Genomic DNA, 21,677 nt, shown 5'->3' with positions numbered 1-21,677 from the left:
AACATGTAACCAGAGGTTAACTATTGAATTAATTAGGATATCTCGTACACTGAAAAAGATAAGTCAAAACAAATAGTTCTTTGGAGCCAATAATGAAGAAAATCCTTCTTTTATCTGCAATGAGTGGCGCTGTGTTGCTAGCAGGTTGTGCAAGCGAACCAGACGAATACACGGTAGAGGACTGGGATCCAATTACAAGTAAAGCGTCCATGTACTGTGTACAGCAAGACCATGAGATCGTGCGTGCCTCAGAGGAAGGTAAACGAGTTACTTACTGTGAGATCTCTGATGAAGAGAAGCATGAGATCTGGGAGTACTACTACATGAACCATGAAGATGAACGTCCCGAGAATCAAAAGAAAAGTGAAGACGAAATGAGAAAAGCCTCAAATTAATTTCTCTATTTTCAGTTATAAAAATGCCCCGCTAATTTACATTAACGGGGCATTTTTTAATTTATGCGTTTAAACAATTTCCCAAGAGTGCGTCATTTCAACACCCTTATCTAGCATCAGGCATACAGAGCAGTACTTTTCTAAAGAGTCTTTCGCAACTTTAGCAACCACCTCGGAGTCAAGATCTTCTCCAGACACTTCAAAATGAATGTTAATGCTAGTGAAAAACTTAGGCGCTTCGTCGCGACGAGTGCTACTTAATTTTGCTACGCAGCCCGTTACCTTTTGCTCTGCACTTTTTAGACCATCTACTACGTCTACAGAACTACAACCGCCAGCTGCGATCAATACCATTTCCATTGGGCTTGGTGCTGTTTTGCCACCACTACCATCTAAAACGACTGAATGGCCAGATTGAGACTCACCGATAAACTTAAAATTATCTACCCAAGATACGGTTGCTTGCATGATCAAATCCTCTTTTAATTTCGCCTCATTTTACACACTCATAGTTCGAACTCAACAATCGAAATCATGACGATGTCATGACATGTCATGCAAGTTTAAGTTTCAGTATGAAAAACTTGAATATACCTAACAATTTTGAACAATGTAGGGACAACTATGCTATTGATATCATTGACTTATAGACTTGCCTCGATACACTGATTCAAGCAAGAGAAAGTTTTGTTTTTGAAGTTGTGCAATACAGCTGGAGACTCGTCACCGTTGTATTCACCATCGGTCAATGCAATCTGTTTTCAAGCACTTAGTATGGTCGGATTTGACCAAGTTTAGTTATATCGCAAAGGAAAATTGACAATGTCAAACACAGTTACTGGTACCGTAAAATGGTTCAACGAAACTAAAGGTTTCGGTTTTATTCAACAAGAAAACGGTCCAGACGTATTCGCTCACTTCTCTGCTATCCAAGGCGACGGTTTCCGCACTCTTGCTGAAGGCCAAAAAGTAGAATTTGTTGTTACTACAGGTCAAAAAGGCCCACAAGCAGAACAAATTCGCGCTGTATAATTGCGCCAAGTAAGCCAGTGCTTCACTGGCTTACTTTTCTCCTCTCAACTCTATATAATCTAACGCCTAAATCCTATTTTCTGGAATTCCCACTTTGGCGCTCAAACCCACTATTTATAAGTTTCGCGTAAATCTTGCCGACACTAATCGCAATCAATTTGATGATATTAACCTCACTGTAGCTAAGCACCCTTCTGAGAACGAAGTGCGAATGCTGGTTAGAATCTTTGCGTTTTGTCTCAATAACACCCCAAACCTAACCTTTACCAAAGGATTGTCTGAGCAAGAAGAGCCTGATATTTGGGAACTGTCAGATATTGGCGACATTTTAACTTGGATAGAGGTTGGCGAACCTTCAGCTGATAGAGTTAAAAAAGCGGCTCGTAAGTCAAAGCAAACCCACTTTTATACCTTTAATGAAAATAAATCTGATGTGTGGTTTAACAAAAATCAAAATGTTCTTCGCGAATATGATGCCAGCATTACTCAGTTCGACTTTGCTCCTATTGAAGAGTTAGTGGCGGGACTTGAGCGAACCAATGATTTGAGTCTGATGATCTCAGGTAACAGCATGTTTGCCACACTTGGCGATGTAAACACCGAAATCACGATCACAGAACTTCAGGTTAAATCTTAACTCTTTAAAGCACTAGCCTGATAAATATAAAAAGGGCCTGCAATCGCAATGCGTTTGCAGGCCCTTACACCTTCAAGTATTGGTCACTATTTCTTTTCAGCCACCTGAGTTAAACCAGCACTCACTAGGCTTGATACCAGGATTGCCAAGTAAAATACACCTGCGATAGCCTCAAAATACGCTACAAAGCGAGTCAACGGCTCGGTAGGCGCTATAACGCCATACCCGACAGAAGTCATAGTAATAAAGCTGAAATAGATCATTCTAGATAAGTTATCTAACCAAGGTCCATGATCGATTCCATTAAAGCCCCCTTTAAGGATCTCTAATAGGAGTAGCTGTACAAACGCAAACCACAGCCCCATCATCAAATAGATGCAAATTGAGCCAACAATCTGATTTTTATCTATTTTTGGAGCAGTTAATACTAATTTCGTCGCATGCTTTAAGTACTGGCCTATAAATAAGATCAAGGCAGACAGTGAAACGACCGCGAGATTTGCTGCTTCAAGAATAGAGGCAAGAGAAGACAGCAATACAAGCACAATCAAAAAGCCAAACCAGCCTCGAACTCCTGATTTCTTTTTCTCAATCCCAAGAGTCGATGCCGACATACAAAAGAGTAGGCCTATTAAAACAATTCCCTGCCCTGTCTCGAAAAACTGTTCGAGAATTGCACAGCCAAATAACAGTACAATCAAAGCGACAAACAAGTGTAAAAAGTTATCGCGCTCGGACATCTTCGCCATTACTTACTCTCTTCTTCCACTGGTTCTACTTCTAGTTGCTCAATATCCACCTCAGATTGAGCTAACCAAGCTACAAACAATCTATGAGTAACTGCAAGTACAACTGCACCTACAAACAGTCCGACTATACCTGACATCGCCATACCACCGATTGCGCCCAAAAGAATAACGAGCATAGGGATATCAGTACCGCGCCCCATTAGCATAGGCTTGAGCACTGCATCACTAGCACTAACTAGCACACACCAAACGGTAAATACACCGGCCACTAACGTTGAATCAGTCGTCCAAGCAAAGATTAAGGCGGGAATTAAAGCCAAGATTGGCGGAAGTTGGATAATGGCAACGATCAATACAGCTAGCATCCATAGACCGGCAAAAGGAATATCCGCGAAATAAAGACCGATACCCGCCATGATTGACTGAGTCACCGCGACGCCGATAACACCTTGCACAACACTGCGTACAGTCGCTACTGACAATTTGGTAAATTGAGCACCATACTCACCTGCTAGACGCACCGAAATTTGCTGAAAAGACTTCTCACAGGCTTGAGCATTACTCATAAAGATGCCCGCGATTAATAGTGAAATCACAAACTGCAATACACTACCACCAACACTACCAATTGCCGACGCTACTGAACCCAGAACGCTTTTAACCTGATCGGAATGCTCTAGCATTGCGTTAGCGAGGTTTGATGAAAAGCTTAGCAAGGTAGAATAAAGCTTCTCACCGACTAATGGCCATGACTTAATACTTTCCGATGGCGGTCTAAGCTCTAAGGTACCCTCTTGAATTTGCTGATACACATCACCAGCGCTACTAAATAAGCTATCACCAATAAGATAAGCGGGAACAACTAATAAGAGCACACCCGTTAAAGATAATAACCAACTGGCTTTACCTTGAGATAAGCCGGTTTTATTCTGGACTCCCTTAACTAAAGGAAATAGTGCCGTCGCAATAATTGCGCCCCAAATAACCAACAAAGCAAAAGGCTTTAAAATTTGCGCACACCAAAAAAGAAGCATACCGACGATGATTATTTTGATAAAAGCATCTATTGCTTGCCTAGAAAAATCTTGTGAAGAGTTCATGAAAAGTCCTTGTAATACAATCTACTAAAGGTAGTTTAGATGATTCTACAGGTTACGCAGACATAACCCTTCATCTTTTTTGCATCAAACAAGAAAAACAACCGCAACATATATACAACAAATGAATTCTGAGTAAATAATGAGCCAGAATAATTAACAGCATCAATCACAGCATAGCTAAGACAAAAACGAGCAAGAGATAGAAGCGCATTGCCCACTACAGTACAACAAGAGTGAACATAGATAGTTGGAGTAACAGCACTTTTACTAATAGATTATCGATTGTCCCTTTGATAGTGAAGCATTACCAAACTACAGACATGCTTGTGACTTTTAACTTTGCACTACAAGGCAACTGTAACAGCCCAAGCGCTTTTATTATCCCGTCCTGAATAACTGCTCCCCCTTCTTATTATAACTGTTGGCCTTGCTTTATCTGTGCCGCTGATAATAGCAAAACACCGTTAGCAAACGCCTAGTAAAGCAAAAATATAAATAACTATACCAATCAAGATAAATTAACCTAAATTTACAGCATCAACACCTAAATTAACGCCATATACCCTTTAAAAACAACAAGTTAAATAATTGCGTGTTAATAGTCACGATACGTTTATTTTGTAGTATTAAAGCACCAAACTGAAGCGTAGCCTTTGCTGTCGAATGTAACTGATACACAGAGGTGTTAATTGTGACTATTGATACAATCGTAGTTCTTGCTTATTTTTTATTCTTAATAGCAATAGGGTGGATGTTCCGAAAATTCACGACTTCAACGAGTGATTACTTCCGTGGTGGTGGCAAGATGCTATGGTGGATGGTGGGTGCAACAGCATTCATGACTCAGTTCTCCGCCTGGACATTTACGGGTGCCGCAGGTCGTGCATTTGAAGATGGCTTTGTGGTGGTCATACTCTTCTTAGCCAATGCTTTTGGCTATTTCTGCAACTACCTTTACTTTGCCCCAAAGTTCAGACAGTTGCGTGTTGTAACAGCCATTGATGCAGTGCGGATTCGATTTGGCAAGACTTCCGAGCAGTTTTTTACCTGGGCAGGCTTACCTGATAGCATGATTTCATCAGGCATTTGGCTAAATGGTCTGGCGATCTTTGTTGCTGCTGTGTTCAATATTCCAATGGAAGCAACCATTGTTGTAACCGGTATCGTACTGATGCTTATGGCAGTGACTGGTGGTTCTTGGGCTGTTGTCGCCTCAGACTTTATGCAAATGCTGGTCATTATGGCGGTAACCATTACCTGTGCGATTGCAGCTTACTTCTACGGTGGTGGGATCGGTAATATTGTCTCAAACTTTGAAGGTGAATTCTTTGTCGGCAATAACCTCAACTACATGAGTATTTTCATACTTTGGGTTGTCTTTATCTTCATCAAGCAATTTGGAGTCATGAATAACAGCATAAACGCCTACCGCTACTTATGTGCTAAAGATAGCCACAACGCCCGTAAGGCTGCGGGCTTAGCATGTGCTCTGATGCTAATCGGCCCAGTAATTTGGTTCCTACCTCCTTGGTATGTAGCTGCATTTATGCCTGATTTTGCATCAAGTTACGACGTAGGAAGTGATGCTGCCTATCTAGCCTTTGTACAAAAGCTAATGCCTGCTGGAATGGTTGGTTTGCTTATGTCGGCAATGTTCGCGGCGACCATGTCTTCAATGGATTCTGGTTTAAACCGTAATGCAGGCATCTTCGTGATTAACTTCTACAATCCAATCCTTAGACCAAAGGCATCTGAAAAAGAGTTGATGTTGGTTAGTAAATTAACCACGGTACTAATGAGCTTTATTATTATTGGAATTGGCCTCTTTATTAATTCCCTTCGTGATCTGAGCCTATTCGACATCGTGCTTAATGTAGGTGCGCTGATTGGCTTCCCAATGCTTATCCCGATTTTGTTGGGAATGATGATTCGTAACACGCCAGATTGGTCTGCATGGGCAACACTAATCGTTGGTGGCATAGTTTCGTTTATTTTTGGTATTTCGCTAGAAGCACATCATATTGAGAATATGCTTAATATGGAGCAAGCATTGACGGTACGTGAATGGGCTGATTTGAAGGTGACCTTGAGCCTGGCTGCACACGTCGTCTTTACTGGTGGTTTCTTCCTCACTATCGCTTACGCTTATCGAGGTAAAAAATGCCGCAGCGCGGAACGCGAAGAGCAAGTCGCTCAACTGTTTGAAAACTGGAACACTCCGGTGGTTGCAGAATCTGAAGAGCAACAAAACCTTGATACTAAACAACGCAGCATGCTAGGTAATTTAATCTGTGTCGCTGGTTTCGGTATCCTTGCAATGGCGCTTATTCCCAACGAGCCTATGGGCCGTATGTTGTTCTTACTGTGTGGTTCACTAGTACTGATTGTCGGTGTGCTGTTGGTAACCGCTGCTAACAAAGGACATCAAAAGTTAGCTTCTCAGTCTTAATATTCTTCGTCTAAGACGCTCACAACCCTAGTCGCAAGGCTAGGGTTTTTCTTTAATTGGTCGTGAAATATTTACTAACAATTCGTAGGGGGATGACCAGCACATCAGACCACTGTTCTTGTATACTCGCGAAGAGTTTTTATTTATCTAACCAATCATGGGACGTTGAGTGTTAAAGCGCTGCATTACATTTATTGTTGTCGCCTTTGTGACTGTGTGCCTGCACACCGTTGTTGCTCACGCATATCCAGATCAAGATAAACTCACTACAGTCAGTCAAACACACTCCATCGCAGAAATTCAAAGCCAGTCGCAAGTCTCTAGTCTTGAACAAAACAATGACAGTGGCACGACCTTTTTCAACGATGAGTATAGTGCCAATTACTGTACTACTCCGCGACGCGGTATATGCCATATCGATGGGGCTGAACGAGATTTCACTGCGTCATACCACCTTTTGGTCGCATTTGCTGCGCCACCTTTACTCCTGCTAGCAACCCTAGTATTCGCCCTCATTCCTGCCTACCTGCACTGGAGCGGACAAGTTTCCTCATCCAAGTCTCGTATTTCCGGCTGGAAGGACGGGAATACCCTCTACTCGCAGAGATTACCTCTGTCTGCTTGAGTTTGATAACTCAGAGTTTCTCTGAGCGACGTTTCGCGTCTTCACTCTGATAAACCCCCAAAACGATACAACTGTACTCTAATACGTCAGTACGTCAGTACGTCAGTACGTCAGTACGTCAGTACGTCAGTATAAGTTTTGGGTTGTTAGTCAGACATATCAAACTAGATATCAGGATTTCTAATGAATCCACTACCCCACTCTATTTCACATTGTCACCTTAATCATGGCGACAAAAGACGGCCGACTTGTGTTGCTCCATTATTTAAACAAGGGGCGACAATATGAGAAATTTCATAAAGCAAGAGTATGTCTTGTTTATCGCTGCGCTTACGGTTGTATTTTTCAAAAGCGGCGGTGACTCAGTTTTGGCTACCGAACTATCTTCCTTCGAAGGGATCAGCCTAACGGTGATTTTGTTTGTCGTAGCAATGGCAGCAATTTTTGCTGTTGTTCGCCACTCAGACGCACTCGCAATTAAATTAGGTGACCCTTACGGTACCTTAATCCTTACACTATCGGTCATTTCACTTGAAGTCGTGATGATTTCTTCGGTCATGTTAACAGGGGACGCAAACCCATTGTTAGCCAGAGACACCATGTTTGCTGTTGTTATGGCGGTCCTAAATGGCCTAGTTGGAATCACATTATTAATTGGAGGCATGAAGCACCACACTCAAGACTACAATCTAGATGGGCTTAAATCATACCTTGTAGTGATCACTCCATTAGCAATTTTGTGTTTAGTACTACCCAACTTCACCGCAGTCGATCACTCAGGGGCAATGTCATTAGCTTTGACTATTACCTTAGTGTTTGCGTCCGTCGTGGTGTACTCCGTATTTTTATACATTCAAACCAAAAGCCATACGCATTTCTTTGTTGATGACCGTCATCATGATGAGCATGAGTTTCATGGACCTATGCGTAGCAACCTCTACCACTCAATCATGCTAGTTGCGCACTTAGGTGTCGTGATCTTGATGGCGAAGAGCATAGCGATTCCTATCGATGGAGCAATTGCCAAATTAGGTGCACCACAAGCTCTTGGGGGCTTAATTGTTGCCATCTTAATACTGGCTCCTGAAGCCGTCGGTGCCGGAAAAGCAGCCTTAAATAATCAATTACAGCGTGCGATGAATCTGTATTTTGGTTCGGTACTCGCCACTATCGCGCTAACCGTTCCTGCTGTTTTGCTGATCTCACAGGTCCTTGCAGAGCCTATAGTACTAGGCCTTGAGCCAGCAGAAGCAGTGTTATTGGTAACTACTTTAGTAATGACTGGTATTAGCTTTAGTAGCGGAAAGACTAACGCTCTCACAGGTACTGTTCATCTAATTCTATTCATCGCCTACATCATCTTAATGTTTGAGTAACGTGACAACAAAAATACCAAAGCTGTTTGCTCTGTAACTTTAAAGAACAAAGCTGAAAAACTTCTGTTGATTATTCAAGCCGAGGCTGACCTGCAAACTTCAGTCATGCGGCTACATCTTATATAGGATTTTAAAATGTTAATTCTTTTTATATATCTCTCCTTAGTGTTATTGATTAGTTTTATTTACTGCCAACACAAGATTCGTACGGCAAAAGCAATCTATTACATCTATTTATTCGATCGCTACACAGAAAATGACGCCAAGCCAGAGGCGCAAGAGATCAACAAGTTGGTTGATCATGACTGGCGCTTGGATAGTCGTCAGTTATTAAAATGTACCCACCTTCTCCAATCCGGTTCTAGCACTAGTCCTCGTTCAGCGCTGAGGCAGGCTAGACAGCTTGGATTCGTCGACGATTAAGCAGTCGTAACTTAGACAAATAATGACATTCCCACATTTAAAATTTGCACTCTGAGGTACGCTAAAGTGGAAAACTTAACCGTTGAATCGTTGATCGTTCATAAGAGCACACGTCGTAAAGGCTCCAGACCCGACCGCACTTATGTCCCCCGAATAGATCTAGAACTTGGAAAATTGAAAAGATATCGTGGACCAAAATTGAAGAAGGGAGAAATCCCATTGCAAACCTGGCTAGATTCACATAAATCCAAAACAAAGTTATAGGGCTATTTTCCCCTACTACTTAGCGTTGAAAAGTACACTATAAAACACACCGTGTGGGCATCAGTTGGTCGTTATCGACCAACTGACTCTTGTGTTGTTTAGATCAAAAGAACTAAATCAAGAAGCTACAGCCTGAACTGCGCACACTTAGCTTATCGTCGTAGCCCTTGAATATAACTCCTTATAAAACATCAGCTACAAGCTGAGTTTTTTAACCATTCCCGCCTCATAATGACCCGGCATATTACATGCTAGCTCTACTTCTGAGTCCCCATGAAAGTGCCATAGGATTTGCTTTGCTTTGCCTGGAGCTACCACCACGGAATTCTCCATGTCGTGGGTACTCATTGTTTCCATCATTTCTCGGTGCTCGGCATGCTCGGCATTTGTGCCGATCACAAACTCGTGCTCCATCTTTCCGGTATTGAGCACGACAAACTGCACTACGTCATCAGCTTCTATTGTGACGTCGCGCTTAAACTTGATACTCATGTCATCCCCTAAAAGTACATGTACTACCTTGTCAGGTTTAGCGCCTTTTGCAGGCATGCCAACACTACTTGAACCGTGCATGGTCGAGTGGTCCATTTTGCTATGGTCCATCTCTGAGTGATCCATCTGAGAATGATCCATATTGTGGTGCTCGCTACTAGCAATAGCCACATTTGTCGCCAACAAAGTAGCAAACAGTAGAGTCGATTTTTTCATAATATGATTCCTTATCTTTTGATTTCTCGTGATTTCAGCAGTTTAAATACTGCAGGAAGAACTACTAGGGTTAATATCAAGGCAGAAGTCATACCGCCTATCATAGGAGCGGCGATACGTTGCATCACCTCAGAGCCGGTGCCAGCACCGTACATTATTGGGATAAGACCAATGATGATAGTACTTACTGTCATCATTACAGGACGTACGCGAAGTCCCGCCCCTTCTCGAATGGAGTTGGAAAGGTCCTTCAAACAAAGCGAACGATCGCTTTCCTGTGCATCTAGCTTAGTGTGATGCCACGCTTGATTGAGGTACACCAACATAATCACTCCAATCTCAACCGCGACACCAGCAAGTGCAATAAACCCGACACCAACAGCGATAGAGAAGTTGAAACCGAGTGCGTACAAAAGCCAAATGCCACCAACCATAGCCAGTGGCAAAGTAGCCATGATCACCAATACCTCAGTGATACGCTTGAAACTGAAATAGAGCAGTAGCATGATGATGGCAATCGTGATAGGCACTACCACCATCAGTCGCTCTTTTGCTCTTTCCATATACTCGTACTGCCCTGACCATGCCAGTGAATAGCCTGCTGGTAGTTCAAGTTGTTCGCGTACCGCTTGCTGCGCATCGGCTACATAAGAACCTAAATCTCGCCCCTCAATATCCACAAAGATCCAACCGTTAGGTCTGGCGTTCTCTGTTTTGATCATTGGAGGACCATCTTCATATCGAATATCTGCAACATCACCAAGAGCAATACGCGCACCATTTGGAGTGACAAGTGGCAAAACCTTTAAGTTCTCAACTGAATCACGATACTTTTGTGGATAACGTACGTTTATCGGATATCGCTCTAGCCCTTCTACGGTTTCACCTACATTCATTCCCCCAATTGCAGTTGAAATGACCTGTTGTACTTGCTGTATATTGAGCCCATATCGCGCAGCTTTGGGCCTATTGATATCTATGGTGACATACCGACCACCTGCTACTCGCTCTGCATAGGCCGATGCCGTTCCCGGCACTTCGGACAATATACGTTCGATATCCGCACCAATTTGCTCTATCACTGACAAATCAGCACCTGCCACCTTGATACCTATCGGTGTTTTGATACCCGTTGCTAGCATGTCGATACGCGTTTTGATTGGCATCACCCAAGCGTTGGTCAGTCCTGGGAATTTCACTAAATCATCAAACTCCTTGCGCAAAGATTCGGTAGTTACACCCTCACGCCATTCAGAACGAGGTTTTAGTTGGATCGTCGTCTCTATCATGGTCAAAGGTGCGGGGTCGGTAGCGGTTTCCGCACGCCCTACCTTGCCCCATACTGACTCTACCTCTGGAACAGTTCGAATGAGCTTGTTGGTTTGTTGTAGAAGTTCTCGTGCTTTACCAATAGAAATACCCGGATAAGTGGTTGGCATATACATAAGATCCCCCTCATCCAGAGGCGGTATAAATTCACTGCCCACCTTGGTTAATGGGTAATACGCGGATCCCATCAAAGCTATGGCTACCAGTATGGTGCTCTTTGGATAATTGAGACTGAGGTTGAGGAGCGGTTTATACAAACCTATCAAACCTCGGTTTACTGGGTTCTTATGCTCTGGAAGTATATTTCCTCGCACAAAGTAGCCCATCAAAACCGGTACAAGAGTGATTGCAAGGCCAGCGGCTGCTGCCATCGCGTAAGTCTTAGTGAAAGCCAAAGGGGAAAACATCTTGCCCTCTTGGCCTTCGAGAGCAAAAACCGGTACAAAACTTAAAGTGATGATCATCAGAGAGAAGAACAGTGGCGCACCTACCTCTTCCGCAGCCTTACCTATCACTTGCCAGCGGTTTTCATCGGTTAAAGACGTTCTCTCTACGTGTTTATGCACGTTTTCAATCATCACAATGGCGCCATCTACCATGGCACCTATCGCTATGGCAATTCCACCTAAAGACATGATATTGGCGTTAATTCCCTGCCAATACATGACTATAAATGCACTTAATATTCCCACAGGTAGGCTAAGAGCAATAACTAGAGAAGAGCGAATATGGAATAAGAACATGGCACACACTATTGCCACTACCAAAAACTCTTCAAGCAACTTTTGCCACAAATTTTCAACGGCGGTATCAATCAGGGTGGAGCGATCATAGGTTGGAACTATCTCTACTCCGTCTGGTAGGCTGTGTTTTAGCTCCTCCAATTTTTCTTTTACACGCTCTATCACCTCACTGGCGTTTTCGCCAAAGCGCATCACGACCACGCCACCAACGGCCTCGCCTTCCCCATTAAACTCGGAAATACCTCGTCGCATTTGAGGTCCTAAATTGATCTCGGCTATGTCACCAAGAAGCAAGGGAGTGCCTTGTGCGTTCACCTTTAGGGGCAGAGAAGCAATATCTTCTATGCTAGAAAGGTAGCCGGTTGTTCGAACCATGTGCTCAGCTTCAGCAACCTCAACCACAGACGCACCAGTTTCTTGGTTCCCCGCTGATATAGCCTGATTAACCTGCTGCAAGGTAAGGTCATAAGCGCGAAGTTTTGCAGGATCAATTTGGATTTGATACTGCTTCACCATCCCACCTACCGTGGCAATTTCAGATACACCCTCAACGGTTTGCAACTCAAACTTCAAAAACCAATCTTGAAGAGTCCTTAGCTCAGCAAGATCGTGTTGCCCTGTTTTATCCTGTAATACATAAGAGTAAATCCAACCTACCCCAGTGGCATCAGGCCCCAAAGTCGGCTTAGCATTCACTGGCAAATTAGGGGCGACTTGGCTCAAATATTCCAGTACGCGGGATCTTGCCCAGTACATATCAGTATCATCGTTGAAGATGATATAGACGTAGGAGTCACCGAAAAAAGAATAACCTCGAACGGTTTCTGCACCGGGCACTGCTAACATCGCTGTAGTCAAAGGATAAGTGACCTGATCTTCAACAACTTGCGGTGCTTGCCCTGGATAACTGGTTTTTATGATGACTTGGACATCAGATAGATCAGGAATGGCATCCACAGGCGTATTTTTAATACTGTATAAACCACCTAGAGTGAGAAATACAGTCAATACTAGAACCAGAAATCGGTTATGAATCGACCATCGTATAATTGCGTTGATCACTGCTAGTCCTCCTTCATTTTCAATTGAAGAAGAAGGTAATCATTACCCTGTTGCTGAACTAAAAACTCGACTTCTTGTCCTTCGCTATAGCCATTTAAATCGACTGACTCACCTGCGGTAAAGTTCATTTCACCAGCTTCCCAAGCAAGCGCCTCCGATGCTTTATGTTCGAGGGTGATCATCCCAAAATCAGCCATCAGCATAGTGATCTCTCCGCGCATCCATACCTCAGATACAGCGGCCACTTCACCGAGATTATAATCCACTATCTCGTACTGACCACCAGCGCCTTTTCGCATCTCAAACTCAATGCTCTGCCCTACCTGCATTGGGGCAACTTCAGCCTCGTCAGAAAGGTTAAAGTTCATGTTCATACTCGGCCAATCCCACTCTGGCACAGGTTCATGGTTGATGGTCAACATCCCATGATCTAGCATCACATCGGTGATTTCACCTTTGGTCCATACGCTTGGTTTCGGAGCTTCAACACCATTAATTCGAGAGAAGTCTGCGTTGATACTCGACTCAGAATCCAGCATAAAGTGAGCGGAGGTAACAATCTTATCTCCCTCTTCTAAACCCTGAAGGACCTCTATGCTATCCGTATCTTCACGCCCTAACTCAATACGTCCTGAACGATATTTCCCATTACCTTCAGCAAGTACCACTCGAGCCATACCGCCAGAGCGAATGACCGATGAACGCGGGATCACCAAGGCTTCGTCGTCACTGGTAGGTTGGATCGTTAAATTAGCAAACATATTCGGCTTCAGTCGTAGATCTGGATTATCAAACACCAATCTCACTCTCAAGGTTCTCGAGCTTGCATCGAGAATGGGGTAGATATAATCAAGTTCACCCAGCCAGTTTTCTCCTGGCAATGCGTCCAAAGTCATATGTGTTGGTGTGCCTTGCTTTAGCCAGTGCGATTCTCTCTCAAATACTTCAGCATCTACCCAAACTTTATCCAAAGGTCCTGCTGAAATGGCTGTGGTCGCAGGTGTCACATAGCTGCCTTCGCGAATGTTTAGGCTGGCAACAACACCATCTGATGGCGCTTTAATTGCCATATTTTGCACCGCTACACCACGCTTTCTCACGTAGTTAATTTGAGCTGAGTCCATACCCAAAGTACGTAATCTCTCAGTAGCGCCCTTAATCAAGCCCTTACGATTAGTTCTGTAAGCGTTCAGTAGCTCCTCTTGCGCTTTCACAAGGTCTGGTGAGTAGAGAGTGAACAGGACTTCACCCTTTTTGACACGCTGGCCAACCACATTAACGTTAAGGCGCTGAACCCACCCATTGACTCTGACATTAGTTTGCCATAGCTGACTTTCATCAAAGCCCACATACCCGACTGTATCTAATTGCGGACTCAATTTTTGTTTCACCACCAGTGTGGTTTTTACACCTAAATTGTTTTCTACCGCTGGGTCGATCTTCACGGTACCAGGCTTGTCTTTCTCACCAGATAAGTCCTCGGCATATACAGGAACTAAGTCCATGCCCATTGGGGATTTCCCTGGTTTATCCCTTTGATAATTTGGGTCCATAGGCGCTACCCAATATAGAGGCTCGTTACTAGAGCTTGCTTCACCCATATCCTTGTCATGAGACAGGTGAGTAACATAAGGGCCCACAATGCCTCCAATCACCCCACCGATGATCAGAGATAAAATAGCTAAAGTTGGCTTATTCATTTTTTGGACTCCTGAGAATTTGCCCCGTGAGACTGAGCTGTTGAATACGTTGGAGCACTGACCTGATAACCGTAGCCATTTATCAAGTAAGCGATGTCGGAGATTGTAAGATTGAGGTCGGTGATAAGGCGTTCATATTCTAAGTGCAACGATAAATCCTCAGCTTGCGCTTTGATCACCTGTTCAAACGCCAAAGTATTGTTGTCATAACCTCGATTAACAGCATCTACTCGCTCTTTGGAGCGAGGCAATAAGGCACCTTCATAGCGCTCGATTCGCTGTTCAAAGTTATCTTTTTCGACGATTAAGGTATTGAGCTTGGCATTTAATTGTTGAAGCAAAAGGTCTTTTTGAAGCCTTGAAGCGCCAAGCTTATGTTGAGCGGCATTGCTCACTCGGTCTTGTCGATTACCAGTAAATAAAGGGATATCCACTGTGACATAAGCGCTCAACAAGTCTGAAGCTGGTTCACCACGCATATTGTCAGCCTGACGATAAGCGTACATCACTTCGACACCAAACTGAGGCGCATACGCTTCCTCGCTGATATCTACCTCAATCTGGCTGGTTTTAATTTGGGTTTCTGACAGCTGCACCATAGGGTGCCCTTGCAACAGCGGGTAATGTTTAACCCCAGTAGAGCCCGACAACTTACTATCGACATTTGGCCAATTTAGGTTGTTTGCAGCCTGTAATTGATGCTGTTGCTGTAGCCACTCATCACCTAGCCACTCAGATAACTGGTATTGAATGCGCTGTTGGTTCTGAGTGTTTGCTTGGAGTTTGTCATCGAGCTTGCTCAAAGAAAGCTCAGCATCTAACAAATCTTGTGTATCAATGTTACCTAGAGAGTAATTACTCTCCATGTAGCGCAGCAGTTGAGCTTGGAGTTGATGATTTTCTTTGAGATTCTCCTGCATAAATTGCAGATAACCCAACTCTAACCACAAGGTTGTCATCGCCTTTGCAACCTCTAGCTCTCTTGCCCTTATTTGAAATTGAGCGCCTTCCGCTTGTTGATTGGATTTTTTTTGTTTGAGTGACTGACTAGCGCCTCGCTCAAACTGTTGCATTAACCCGACGGAGATATTGGTCATCGGGTCTTCGTCAAAGCGGAAGCTATCCACGGGCAATCCGCCGACCCCAAACTTAAGCTTGGGATCCATTAAGCTTGAACTAGCAATACCCTGCTCTTGCATTGCTCGAGACTGAGCGCTGAATTGCATCCGGTTTTTATCGGCGTCCAATGCTTGCTCAATAAGCCTATTTAGCTCACTGCTTGCACTTACCGAAGTACTGATTAGCAAGGCACCCAACAGAGAGCCCGCTATAGAATGTTTGATAAACATGAGAATTCCATTAACTGCAACGCGTGATTAAATGCACACGCATTAAAAGAACCGCATACTCAAATGCGATACCGTGTTAGATAATGAAATTAAGAGATCGGTGGCCTGTAGAGGGAGTTGGATACTCCTCTTTGAGGCTCATTTTGATAAGTATTGAATGGAGATAGGCTAGCAGAGTGAGTCGCTTCTCGCGCCTCAGAGCCACTAAAAGATAGCGGGTTCCCCCCTGCAGACTGGCAACAGGTATACCCACAATGTTCTTGTCCAAAGCAGTCAACCGACTTGTGGACTGTGTCGGAGGCCTTGAGGGGCGAACCACCAGAGGAATCACAATCTGTCATCATAGAATGATGTTCCATGCGAGTATCTTCCATAGGGTGCGCTTTTGAAAACGAGGTAGCACTAGCAAGCTGCACTGATAACGTAAATATCAGTGCTAGAAGAAGAGTTATCGATGTTCTCAACTTACTAGTAATCTTCATTGCTAATATACAAGGCCCACTACAAACGCAGATTTAAACCATTAACCCAGTCAAAGTCAATTAAATAAAGATAAAGCAAGCTCCTAAAGAGTTATTGCTCACACTAAGTATTCCTTAGAGCCAGAGACTTGAATATAAAACGACCGACTCTTGTGATTATAGCCGACGATGGCTCTAAACAGCATCTATTCGACGTTTTTTATCATCAACAAAAACAACAAGCTGGGCAAAACTTAAGTTCTATTTCACTCAAGATACTGGCTAATTTATCTTAAATGTCGCTTAAATCATGTTGCAACAATTCTGTTAGGTCATAGTCAGCTGCGACGCTCCGCTGAACACGAACTTATTAACAGCGTTATGGCATATCACGAACCGCTCTCACATAATTTTTAATGCGGATTACGTCCCCTTGTGGGCCGAAACCATTTGGGTAATCCTTAGCATCGCCTGCCTTAGGCTCAGCCCTTTGAGCACCCGCGCCATGGACATCGAGTAATCTTCGCTCGCTAGACCCTGGTTTCTTCATATAACCAAGGCATTCACCAAAGCAAAAATAAGCGGCTTGTGATTGAGAGTTACGACCCACTTTTTGATGGGTGGTTGAGCTCCAAAATGCAGGGTAGTTTTCGTTGCCCTGTTCGTCTTTGATAGCCGATATTGAAAATACAGAATCGATAGCAGCCGAGTCAGTGGCTTGAGGTGAACGACTATAATCAACGATAGTTTGCAGCTCTTTAATATCAGGTAAGCGCCAGTCGTTGTAGCCTAGGTATTCCTCTTTATTAAGTGTAGCTATCCAGTCTTTAGAATCAGACCAGTCCATCGCTGTTTGACTATCTTGTTTAGACCACATTAACTGCGTAGCTGCATCACTCACTGTGCCATTGTTGTTATCTATAAAGTGATTGTTACTGTAGTCCGAATTTCCACGAACCAAGCGAACGGTAAATTGATTGTCTTGTTTGGTACGAGGTTGGACTAACGGATAACCTTTGATGCGACCATCTGCGAAATTTACACCAAATACTGCCTTGTCTTTACCCATCACTTTGCCTGAGTAAATAGACGTAGAAAGGTATTGAGAATCAATAACGCGCTTGCCATTTGTACCGTATGCAAAATCGAAGGTACCTGTATCAATAAAAGGTTTAGAGCCCTCAGGAACGGTGTACATATCTCTATTACTAGCATCGACGCCGGTAAATAAGATCAATGAATACAACTCTTTGATGTTCGGTAGACGCCAATCATTATATCCGCCGAGTTCTGCAGATTTTGCATATTGAACGGCTTCATCATAACTCATCACCTGATAACCTTTCTGCCACATTAACCCTGTGACCTCATCGGTAATGGTGTCGTTGTTGTTATCTTTATATTGGCCGTGCTCTATGGATACTACAGGGTAGTTGTGAGTGCTGGATGCGCTGGCAACTGTCATCACCATAGAGCAGCACACTGTAGATATCGCGATATTTCGCAGGAGATAAGACATAAACATCCTTGTTACGATTCTGCATTAGATGATAATCATAACAATCGGAGTTCAAAAAGTTACTCTCTTTACCTGAATTTACGGAGCATACATAGAAGCAAAGTTTTGAATATTTATATTCATTTCTGAAGTAACTTTCCCTACCTAAATTTGGATTCTTTGATTCCTTTATCCCAAAGCACACTTCTACACATGTAATCGAGGCTGGATTAAATGTTCAACCTTTAGGCTATGAGAAGATTCGCACACTTGAAAAACAAAAACGGCAGAGCCAATGCCCTGCCGTTTAAAAAGAAATATTTAACGCTAAGTTCTATAGAGAACCTTCACTACGTGCCAGCCAAACTTAGTTTTGACTAGATGCGGCACCAAGGTTTCACCACTAAAACAGATCTTATCAAACTGAGGAACCATCTGGCCTTTTTTAAACTCACCAAGATCACCACCTTTCTTGCCTGATGGGCAATTAGAGTATTTGCGCGCAAGGGTTTGAAACTTAGCGCCCTTCTTTAGCTGTTTGATGATATCTTCAGCTTGGTCTTTATGTTTAACCAAGATGTGTAGTGCGTGCGCAGTGCGTGCCATGGTGGAATCTCTATAGTTCAATTTGGACGCATTATACAAAATATCGAGAGACTTGTTAGCCCCTTGTTCGCCAATGACATCATTAGTAGTTATAACGATAATCTTGGGAACACTCGATCAAAAACGCTGAGCAAATGGCTCAGCGTTTAATTAAATCAAGATTATTTAGCTAATTGAATAATGGTGCGACCAAATAACCATTCAAGTTCTTTCTCGCTATCTTCGCCATACAATTCTTTTAGCAAAACGAACAGTCTATCGATGCCCTGCTTCGCAAACTCTTGCGCACTATCAGAGGTAACAATATGATGGAACATCAAGCGCAATATCGCCAAGAACTGCGGTTTTTCAAGAGAACTCATCCAGCTTTTTGAAAACCCTTGCAAGCCCGACTCTAAATTCAAATGCTCTAAAAATAATTTGTAAATTCGACCATCTAACGCGGTTGTAAAGTCAGTTTTCTTCGGAAAGTGATGGCTAATACCTGTGCGAGATACACCAGTCGCATGACTCAATGTGGTATATGACATCTTGTCATAACCAACGGTCAATAATTGCTCAACGACTGCATCCATGATCTTATTGATGGTGATTTCTGTATCTTCTCTACTGCGTTTTGGCATTACACCGACCTTTGTGAATTGACTTATCTTGAATAAGTTAATACTCATATAGTTGTAACCTAGATTCAATATACGGAACCTTATTCTGACAATCTAATGACATAACTTAGTAACCAGTTTCAATTCCTGTAATTAATAGTTACACGTCTATGAATTTTTGTAGATGTCGCTCACATAGCTATGTAAACTGAAGCAAATCGTTTTAGGAGAATGGCTATGTCAAAACTAATAAAAGAACCTGAAGTGTGTGAAGCGTGTGGCGTTGCAGGCGAGATGGGATTTGTCATCAATGTTGGTGATGAAGTTTCAGAAGTATCGCTTTTTGCGTCAACGAAAGAAGCAGTAGAAGCTGAATTTGCTAAGTACCTTGAGCTTGCAAAACAAGTGAACAGTGCGGTTGAGCATGAAATCAAGATTGAAGAAAAAGAGCAATTTGAACTTCACGCTAAACTTAAGTTTGAAGTAAGTGCGGAAAAACTGATCTACGATCTCAAGAGCCGTACTCTTTCTCGATAGATTCTTTCAAAGATCAAAAAGGTCGAACTAAGTTCGACCTTTTTTTATTCTTACACTATCAAACTAGTCTTATGCGACCTGCTCAGATTTATCTTTCGATAAGTTTCTTACTGGGTTTGCATAGCCATCAATAAGGTATGCTTTAGCGCCTTCCTCTAGTTGAGCCAATTTCGCCTCAAGCTTGTCTCGTGTTACTTGGTCGATACTACTGTCCTCAACACCCGCAGCAAGCAGATTGATTGGGAACAGTTTGTAGTTGTCGTGAATTTGGCGATCGATCTCATTGGCCAGTGCATCGGCATTATCAATATCGCTATCTATCACATCACCAAAGCTCACGTTAATGCGACCTTTGTATCCCGTGATCCCTTTAACAATGCTATCAATGTCCTCAAATTCTGATTTTTTGTATTCACCCTTTGTGGCTTTTTGATGCAGTTCATTAGCTTTTGCAATGTCACACGGGTCAATCTCATAAGAGATAGCAACGGGTACAATTTTAAGAGTTTTAACGTATTCTGAGAAGGATAGCTTGCGCTTGCGTCCCTCTAATTGAATCATCTTAATAATTGCCGGATCAGTGAAATCATTACCATCTTTAGCGCGCCCTTCTTTTTGTGCGATCCAGATAGAGTTTCCTGTTTCCAATGAGTGCTTAATGTAAGAAGACAAAAGCCCCAGTACCTTCATCATTTCACGTGGTGCTTTTGCTGAGCGCTTAACAATGAAGCTCTTATTGATCTTCATTAGCTCTGTCGCACACGGCTTACTCAATAGATTGTCACCAATCGCAATACGCATGGTCTGATGCTTGGTATGGTGCAGACCATAGTTCACCAATGCTGGATCCATCGCAATATCACGGTGGTTCGAGATAAATAAATACGGCGTATTTTGGTCAAGCTTATCTAGCCCTTCAAAGGTGACATCATCGGTCGTGCTATCAAGCGCTTTCTTAAGGTATTTTTCGACTTCCACTTGCACAGCGTCGATGGAGTTGAGTTTTCCCCAACGATTTTTTAGATACAGCTTCACCAAAGGAGACATGAGTGCCTGAAACCACTTCGCGTGATTGCTGAACTTTTGGTTCAATATTGCTGAGATAAATTCTTCGTCGTTAATCAATCGCTGGATTGCTGGAGCAATCTCTTCATCGTTGTAAGGGCGAATCTCTTGGTAAATATCGTTCTCGGTAGACATATTCTTCTTCATTCTCTAAAAATCACGCCGATTTTACGCACTTACGCGACAATTTACAGCTAGATCATTGATGATTTTGTAAGGTCAGACCATATAACCATACCATCTTGTCGGTTTTATTACTTTATTAGGGCTCCAGAAAGCGCTAACCTAATGAAAACCCTGCTCAACAGATGCTGAACGACATGCATTACGCTATACAATTTGAAGATAAACAGTTCGAATACCTATCTCTTACCTCAAGAAAACCCACACTAAAGCACCAACTCATTTACGTTGTTGAAGGCTTAGTCAGCGTTAGATTAGGTAAAATTGAATACGCTATCGCCGCTGGAGATACCTTTTGGCTTCCTGCTAACTGCTTATCAGCGTTGAGCTACTTTCCTAATAGCCGCTGTAAGGTCGTAGAAGCGTCACAACGCTTAAGCAAACCCTTTCCGCATCAAGCAGGCTACGTGAAGCCCAACTCTCTGGTGTTATCGCTACTAGATAAATTGTCTGAGGTATCGAGTCTTTCTGAGCATCAGCAGGTTTTGCTGACTGCCTTGCAGTACGAACTGCTAGAAATGCACCCTAACCTGCAAACCACCGCACTAAGTCATAAATTGAGTCAGTGGGACAGCGCTGGTAAAGACCTATCCGCTGAATACCAGATGGTTATGAGAATCAAAGAAGCAGAGAAATTGCGACTATCGGGTAAAAAAGACACTGATATTGCTAAAGCTTTGTTTGCAGGGAACGAACAAGGATACAAAATGGCTCGACTGGCGGTGCTCGGCGAAACGCTTCACCGTTAATAAACTAAAAAGCGCCTTCGATAGGCGCTTTAAAA

The 21,677-nt window shown here is 43.1% G+C and carries 20 protein-coding genes; 9 read left to right on the top strand and 11 right to left on the bottom strand.

Annotation, left to right across the window (positions count from 1 at the left end):
• Nucleotides 1–92: 92 nt before the first annotated feature.
• Entirely contained in the window at nt 93–395 is a 303-nt protein-coding gene (locus OCU46_RS18995; RefSeq protein ID WP_141271166.1) for a putative hemolysin, read from the top strand.
• Between the two features lie 69 nt (nt 396–464).
• On the opposite strand, the gene OCU46_RS18990 is transcribed toward OCU46_RS18995, so the two are convergent.
• Nucleotides 465–863, bottom strand: a complete 399-nt coding sequence (locus tag OCU46_RS18990; protein ID WP_141271167.1) for an OsmC family protein — start codon at nt 861–863, stop codon at nt 465–467.
• Nucleotides 864–1,217: 354 nt separating this feature from the next.
• On the opposite strand from OCU46_RS18990, the gene OCU46_RS18985 reads away from it, so the two are divergent.
• Nucleotides 1,218–1,427, top strand: coding sequence for a cold-shock protein (locus OCU46_RS18985; protein ID WP_017029576.1), 210 nt, complete (start codon nt 1,218–1,220; stop codon nt 1,425–1,427).
• A 94-nt stretch (nt 1,428–1,521) separates the two neighbouring features.
• Nucleotides 1,522–2,064, top strand: a complete 543-nt coding sequence (locus OCU46_RS18980) for a YaeQ family protein (protein ID WP_141271168.1) — start codon at nt 1,522–1,524, stop codon at nt 2,062–2,064.
• 86 nt (nt 2,065–2,150) lie between these two features.
• Here OCU46_RS18980 and OCU46_RS18975 read toward each other — a convergent pair whose 3' ends face one another.
• Entirely contained in the window at nt 2,151–2,813 is a 663-nt protein-coding gene (locus OCU46_RS18975) for a potassium channel family protein (protein ID WP_141271169.1), read from the bottom strand.
• The gene (locus tag OCU46_RS18970) at nt 2,813–3,913 is read right to left on the bottom strand and encodes an AI-2E family transporter (protein ID WP_141271170.1); all 1,101 of its coding nucleotides are present in this window, start codon (nt 3,911–3,913) and stop codon (nt 2,813–2,815) included. Before OCU46_RS18970 ends, OCU46_RS18975 begins: the two co-directional genes overlap by 1 nt.
• A 691-nt stretch (nt 3,914–4,604) precedes the next feature.
• On the opposite strand from OCU46_RS18970, the gene OCU46_RS18965 reads away from it, so the two are divergent.
• From OCU46_RS18965 to OCU46_RS18950, 4 genes are all read left to right on the top strand, one after another.
• Nucleotides 4,605–6,362: a sodium:solute symporter family transporter gene (locus OCU46_RS18965; RefSeq protein ID WP_141271171.1), complete on the top strand. Its 1,758-nt coding sequence runs from the start codon at nt 4,605–4,607 to the stop codon at nt 6,360–6,362.
• A 169-nt stretch (nt 6,363–6,531) separates the two neighbouring features.
• Nucleotides 6,532–6,987, top strand: coding sequence for a hypothetical protein (locus tag OCU46_RS18960; RefSeq protein WP_141271172.1), 456 nt, complete (start codon nt 6,532–6,534; stop codon nt 6,985–6,987).
• A 284-nt stretch (nt 6,988–7,271) separates the two neighbouring features.
• The gene (locus OCU46_RS18955; protein ID WP_141271173.1) at nt 7,272–8,363 is read left to right on the top strand and encodes a calcium:cation antiporter; all 1,092 of its coding nucleotides are present in this window, start codon (nt 7,272–7,274) and stop codon (nt 8,361–8,363) included.
• A gap of 135 nt (nt 8,364–8,498) precedes the next feature.
• Nucleotides 8,499–8,786, top strand: coding sequence for a hypothetical protein (locus tag OCU46_RS18950; RefSeq protein WP_141271174.1), 288 nt, complete (start codon nt 8,499–8,501; stop codon nt 8,784–8,786).
• Between the two features lie 459 nt (nt 8,787–9,245).
• On the opposite strand, the gene copI is transcribed toward OCU46_RS18950, so the two are convergent.
• The 7 genes from copI to OCU46_RS18915 all read right to left on the bottom strand — a co-directional run bounded on the left by copI (nt 9,246) and on the right by OCU46_RS18915 (nt 19,129).
• On the bottom strand, nt 9,246–9,758 hold the full coding sequence (gene copI / locus OCU46_RS18945; RefSeq protein ID WP_141271175.1) for a copper-resistant cuproprotein CopI: 513 nt from the start codon (nt 9,756–9,758) through the stop codon (nt 9,246–9,248).
• A gap of 11 nt (nt 9,759–9,769) precedes the next feature.
• A complete protein-coding gene (locus OCU46_RS18940) occupies nt 9,770–12,892 on the bottom strand; it encodes an efflux RND transporter permease subunit (protein ID WP_141271176.1) in 3,123 nt (1,040 codons plus the stop codon).
• Nucleotides 12,893–12,894: 2 nt separating this feature from the next.
• Nucleotides 12,895–14,592: an efflux RND transporter periplasmic adaptor subunit gene (locus OCU46_RS18935; RefSeq protein WP_141271177.1), complete on the bottom strand. Its 1,698-nt coding sequence runs from the start codon at nt 14,590–14,592 to the stop codon at nt 12,895–12,897.
• Nucleotides 14,589–15,941 (bottom strand): TolC family protein, encoded by a 1,353-nt coding sequence (locus OCU46_RS18930; protein ID WP_141271178.1) that lies wholly within the window; start codon nt 15,939–15,941, stop codon nt 14,589–14,591. Before OCU46_RS18930 ends, OCU46_RS18935 begins: the two co-directional genes overlap by 4 nt.
• Nucleotides 15,942–16,781: 840 nt before the next feature.
• A complete protein-coding gene (locus tag OCU46_RS18925; RefSeq protein ID WP_141271180.1) occupies nt 16,782–17,921 on the bottom strand; it encodes an Lcl C-terminal domain-containing protein in 1,140 nt (379 codons plus the stop codon).
• A 306-nt stretch (nt 17,922–18,227) separates the two neighbouring features.
• Nucleotides 18,228–18,506: a peptidylprolyl isomerase gene (locus tag OCU46_RS18920; protein WP_141271181.1), complete on the bottom strand. Its 279-nt coding sequence runs from the start codon at nt 18,504–18,506 to the stop codon at nt 18,228–18,230.
• A 161-nt stretch (nt 18,507–18,667) separates the two neighbouring features.
• Nucleotides 18,668–19,129, bottom strand: a complete 462-nt coding sequence (locus tag OCU46_RS18915; RefSeq protein ID WP_141271182.1) for a TetR family transcriptional regulator — start codon at nt 19,127–19,129, stop codon at nt 18,668–18,670.
• Nucleotides 19,130–19,345: 216 nt separating this feature from the next.
• On the opposite strand from OCU46_RS18915, the gene OCU46_RS18910 reads away from it, so the two are divergent.
• Nucleotides 19,346–19,645, top strand: a complete 300-nt coding sequence (locus OCU46_RS18910) for a DUF406 family protein (protein ID WP_141271183.1) — start codon at nt 19,346–19,348, stop codon at nt 19,643–19,645.
• A 69-nt stretch (nt 19,646–19,714) separates the two neighbouring features.
• Here the strand turns inward: OCU46_RS18910 and OCU46_RS18905 are convergent, their stop codons facing one another.
• Nucleotides 19,715–20,845, bottom strand: a complete 1,131-nt coding sequence (locus OCU46_RS18905; protein ID WP_141271184.1) for a 1-acyl-sn-glycerol-3-phosphate acyltransferase — start codon at nt 20,843–20,845, stop codon at nt 19,715–19,717.
• A gap of 185 nt (nt 20,846–21,030) precedes the next feature.
• Here OCU46_RS18905 and OCU46_RS18900 point away from each other — a divergent pair, with 185 nt between their 5' ends.
• Complete coding sequence (locus OCU46_RS18900) at nt 21,031–21,642, top strand: cupin domain-containing protein (protein ID WP_244311397.1); 612 nt, start codon at nt 21,031–21,033, stop codon at nt 21,640–21,642.
• Nucleotides 21,643–21,677: the final 35 nt, after the last annotated feature.

It is taken from the genome of Vibrio comitans (assembly GCA_024346835.1).
Classification (GTDB): domain Bacteria; phylum Pseudomonadota; class Gammaproteobacteria; order Enterobacterales; family Vibrionaceae; genus Vibrio; species Vibrio comitans.
This window is presented reverse-complemented; position numbering and strand designations above follow the sequence as displayed.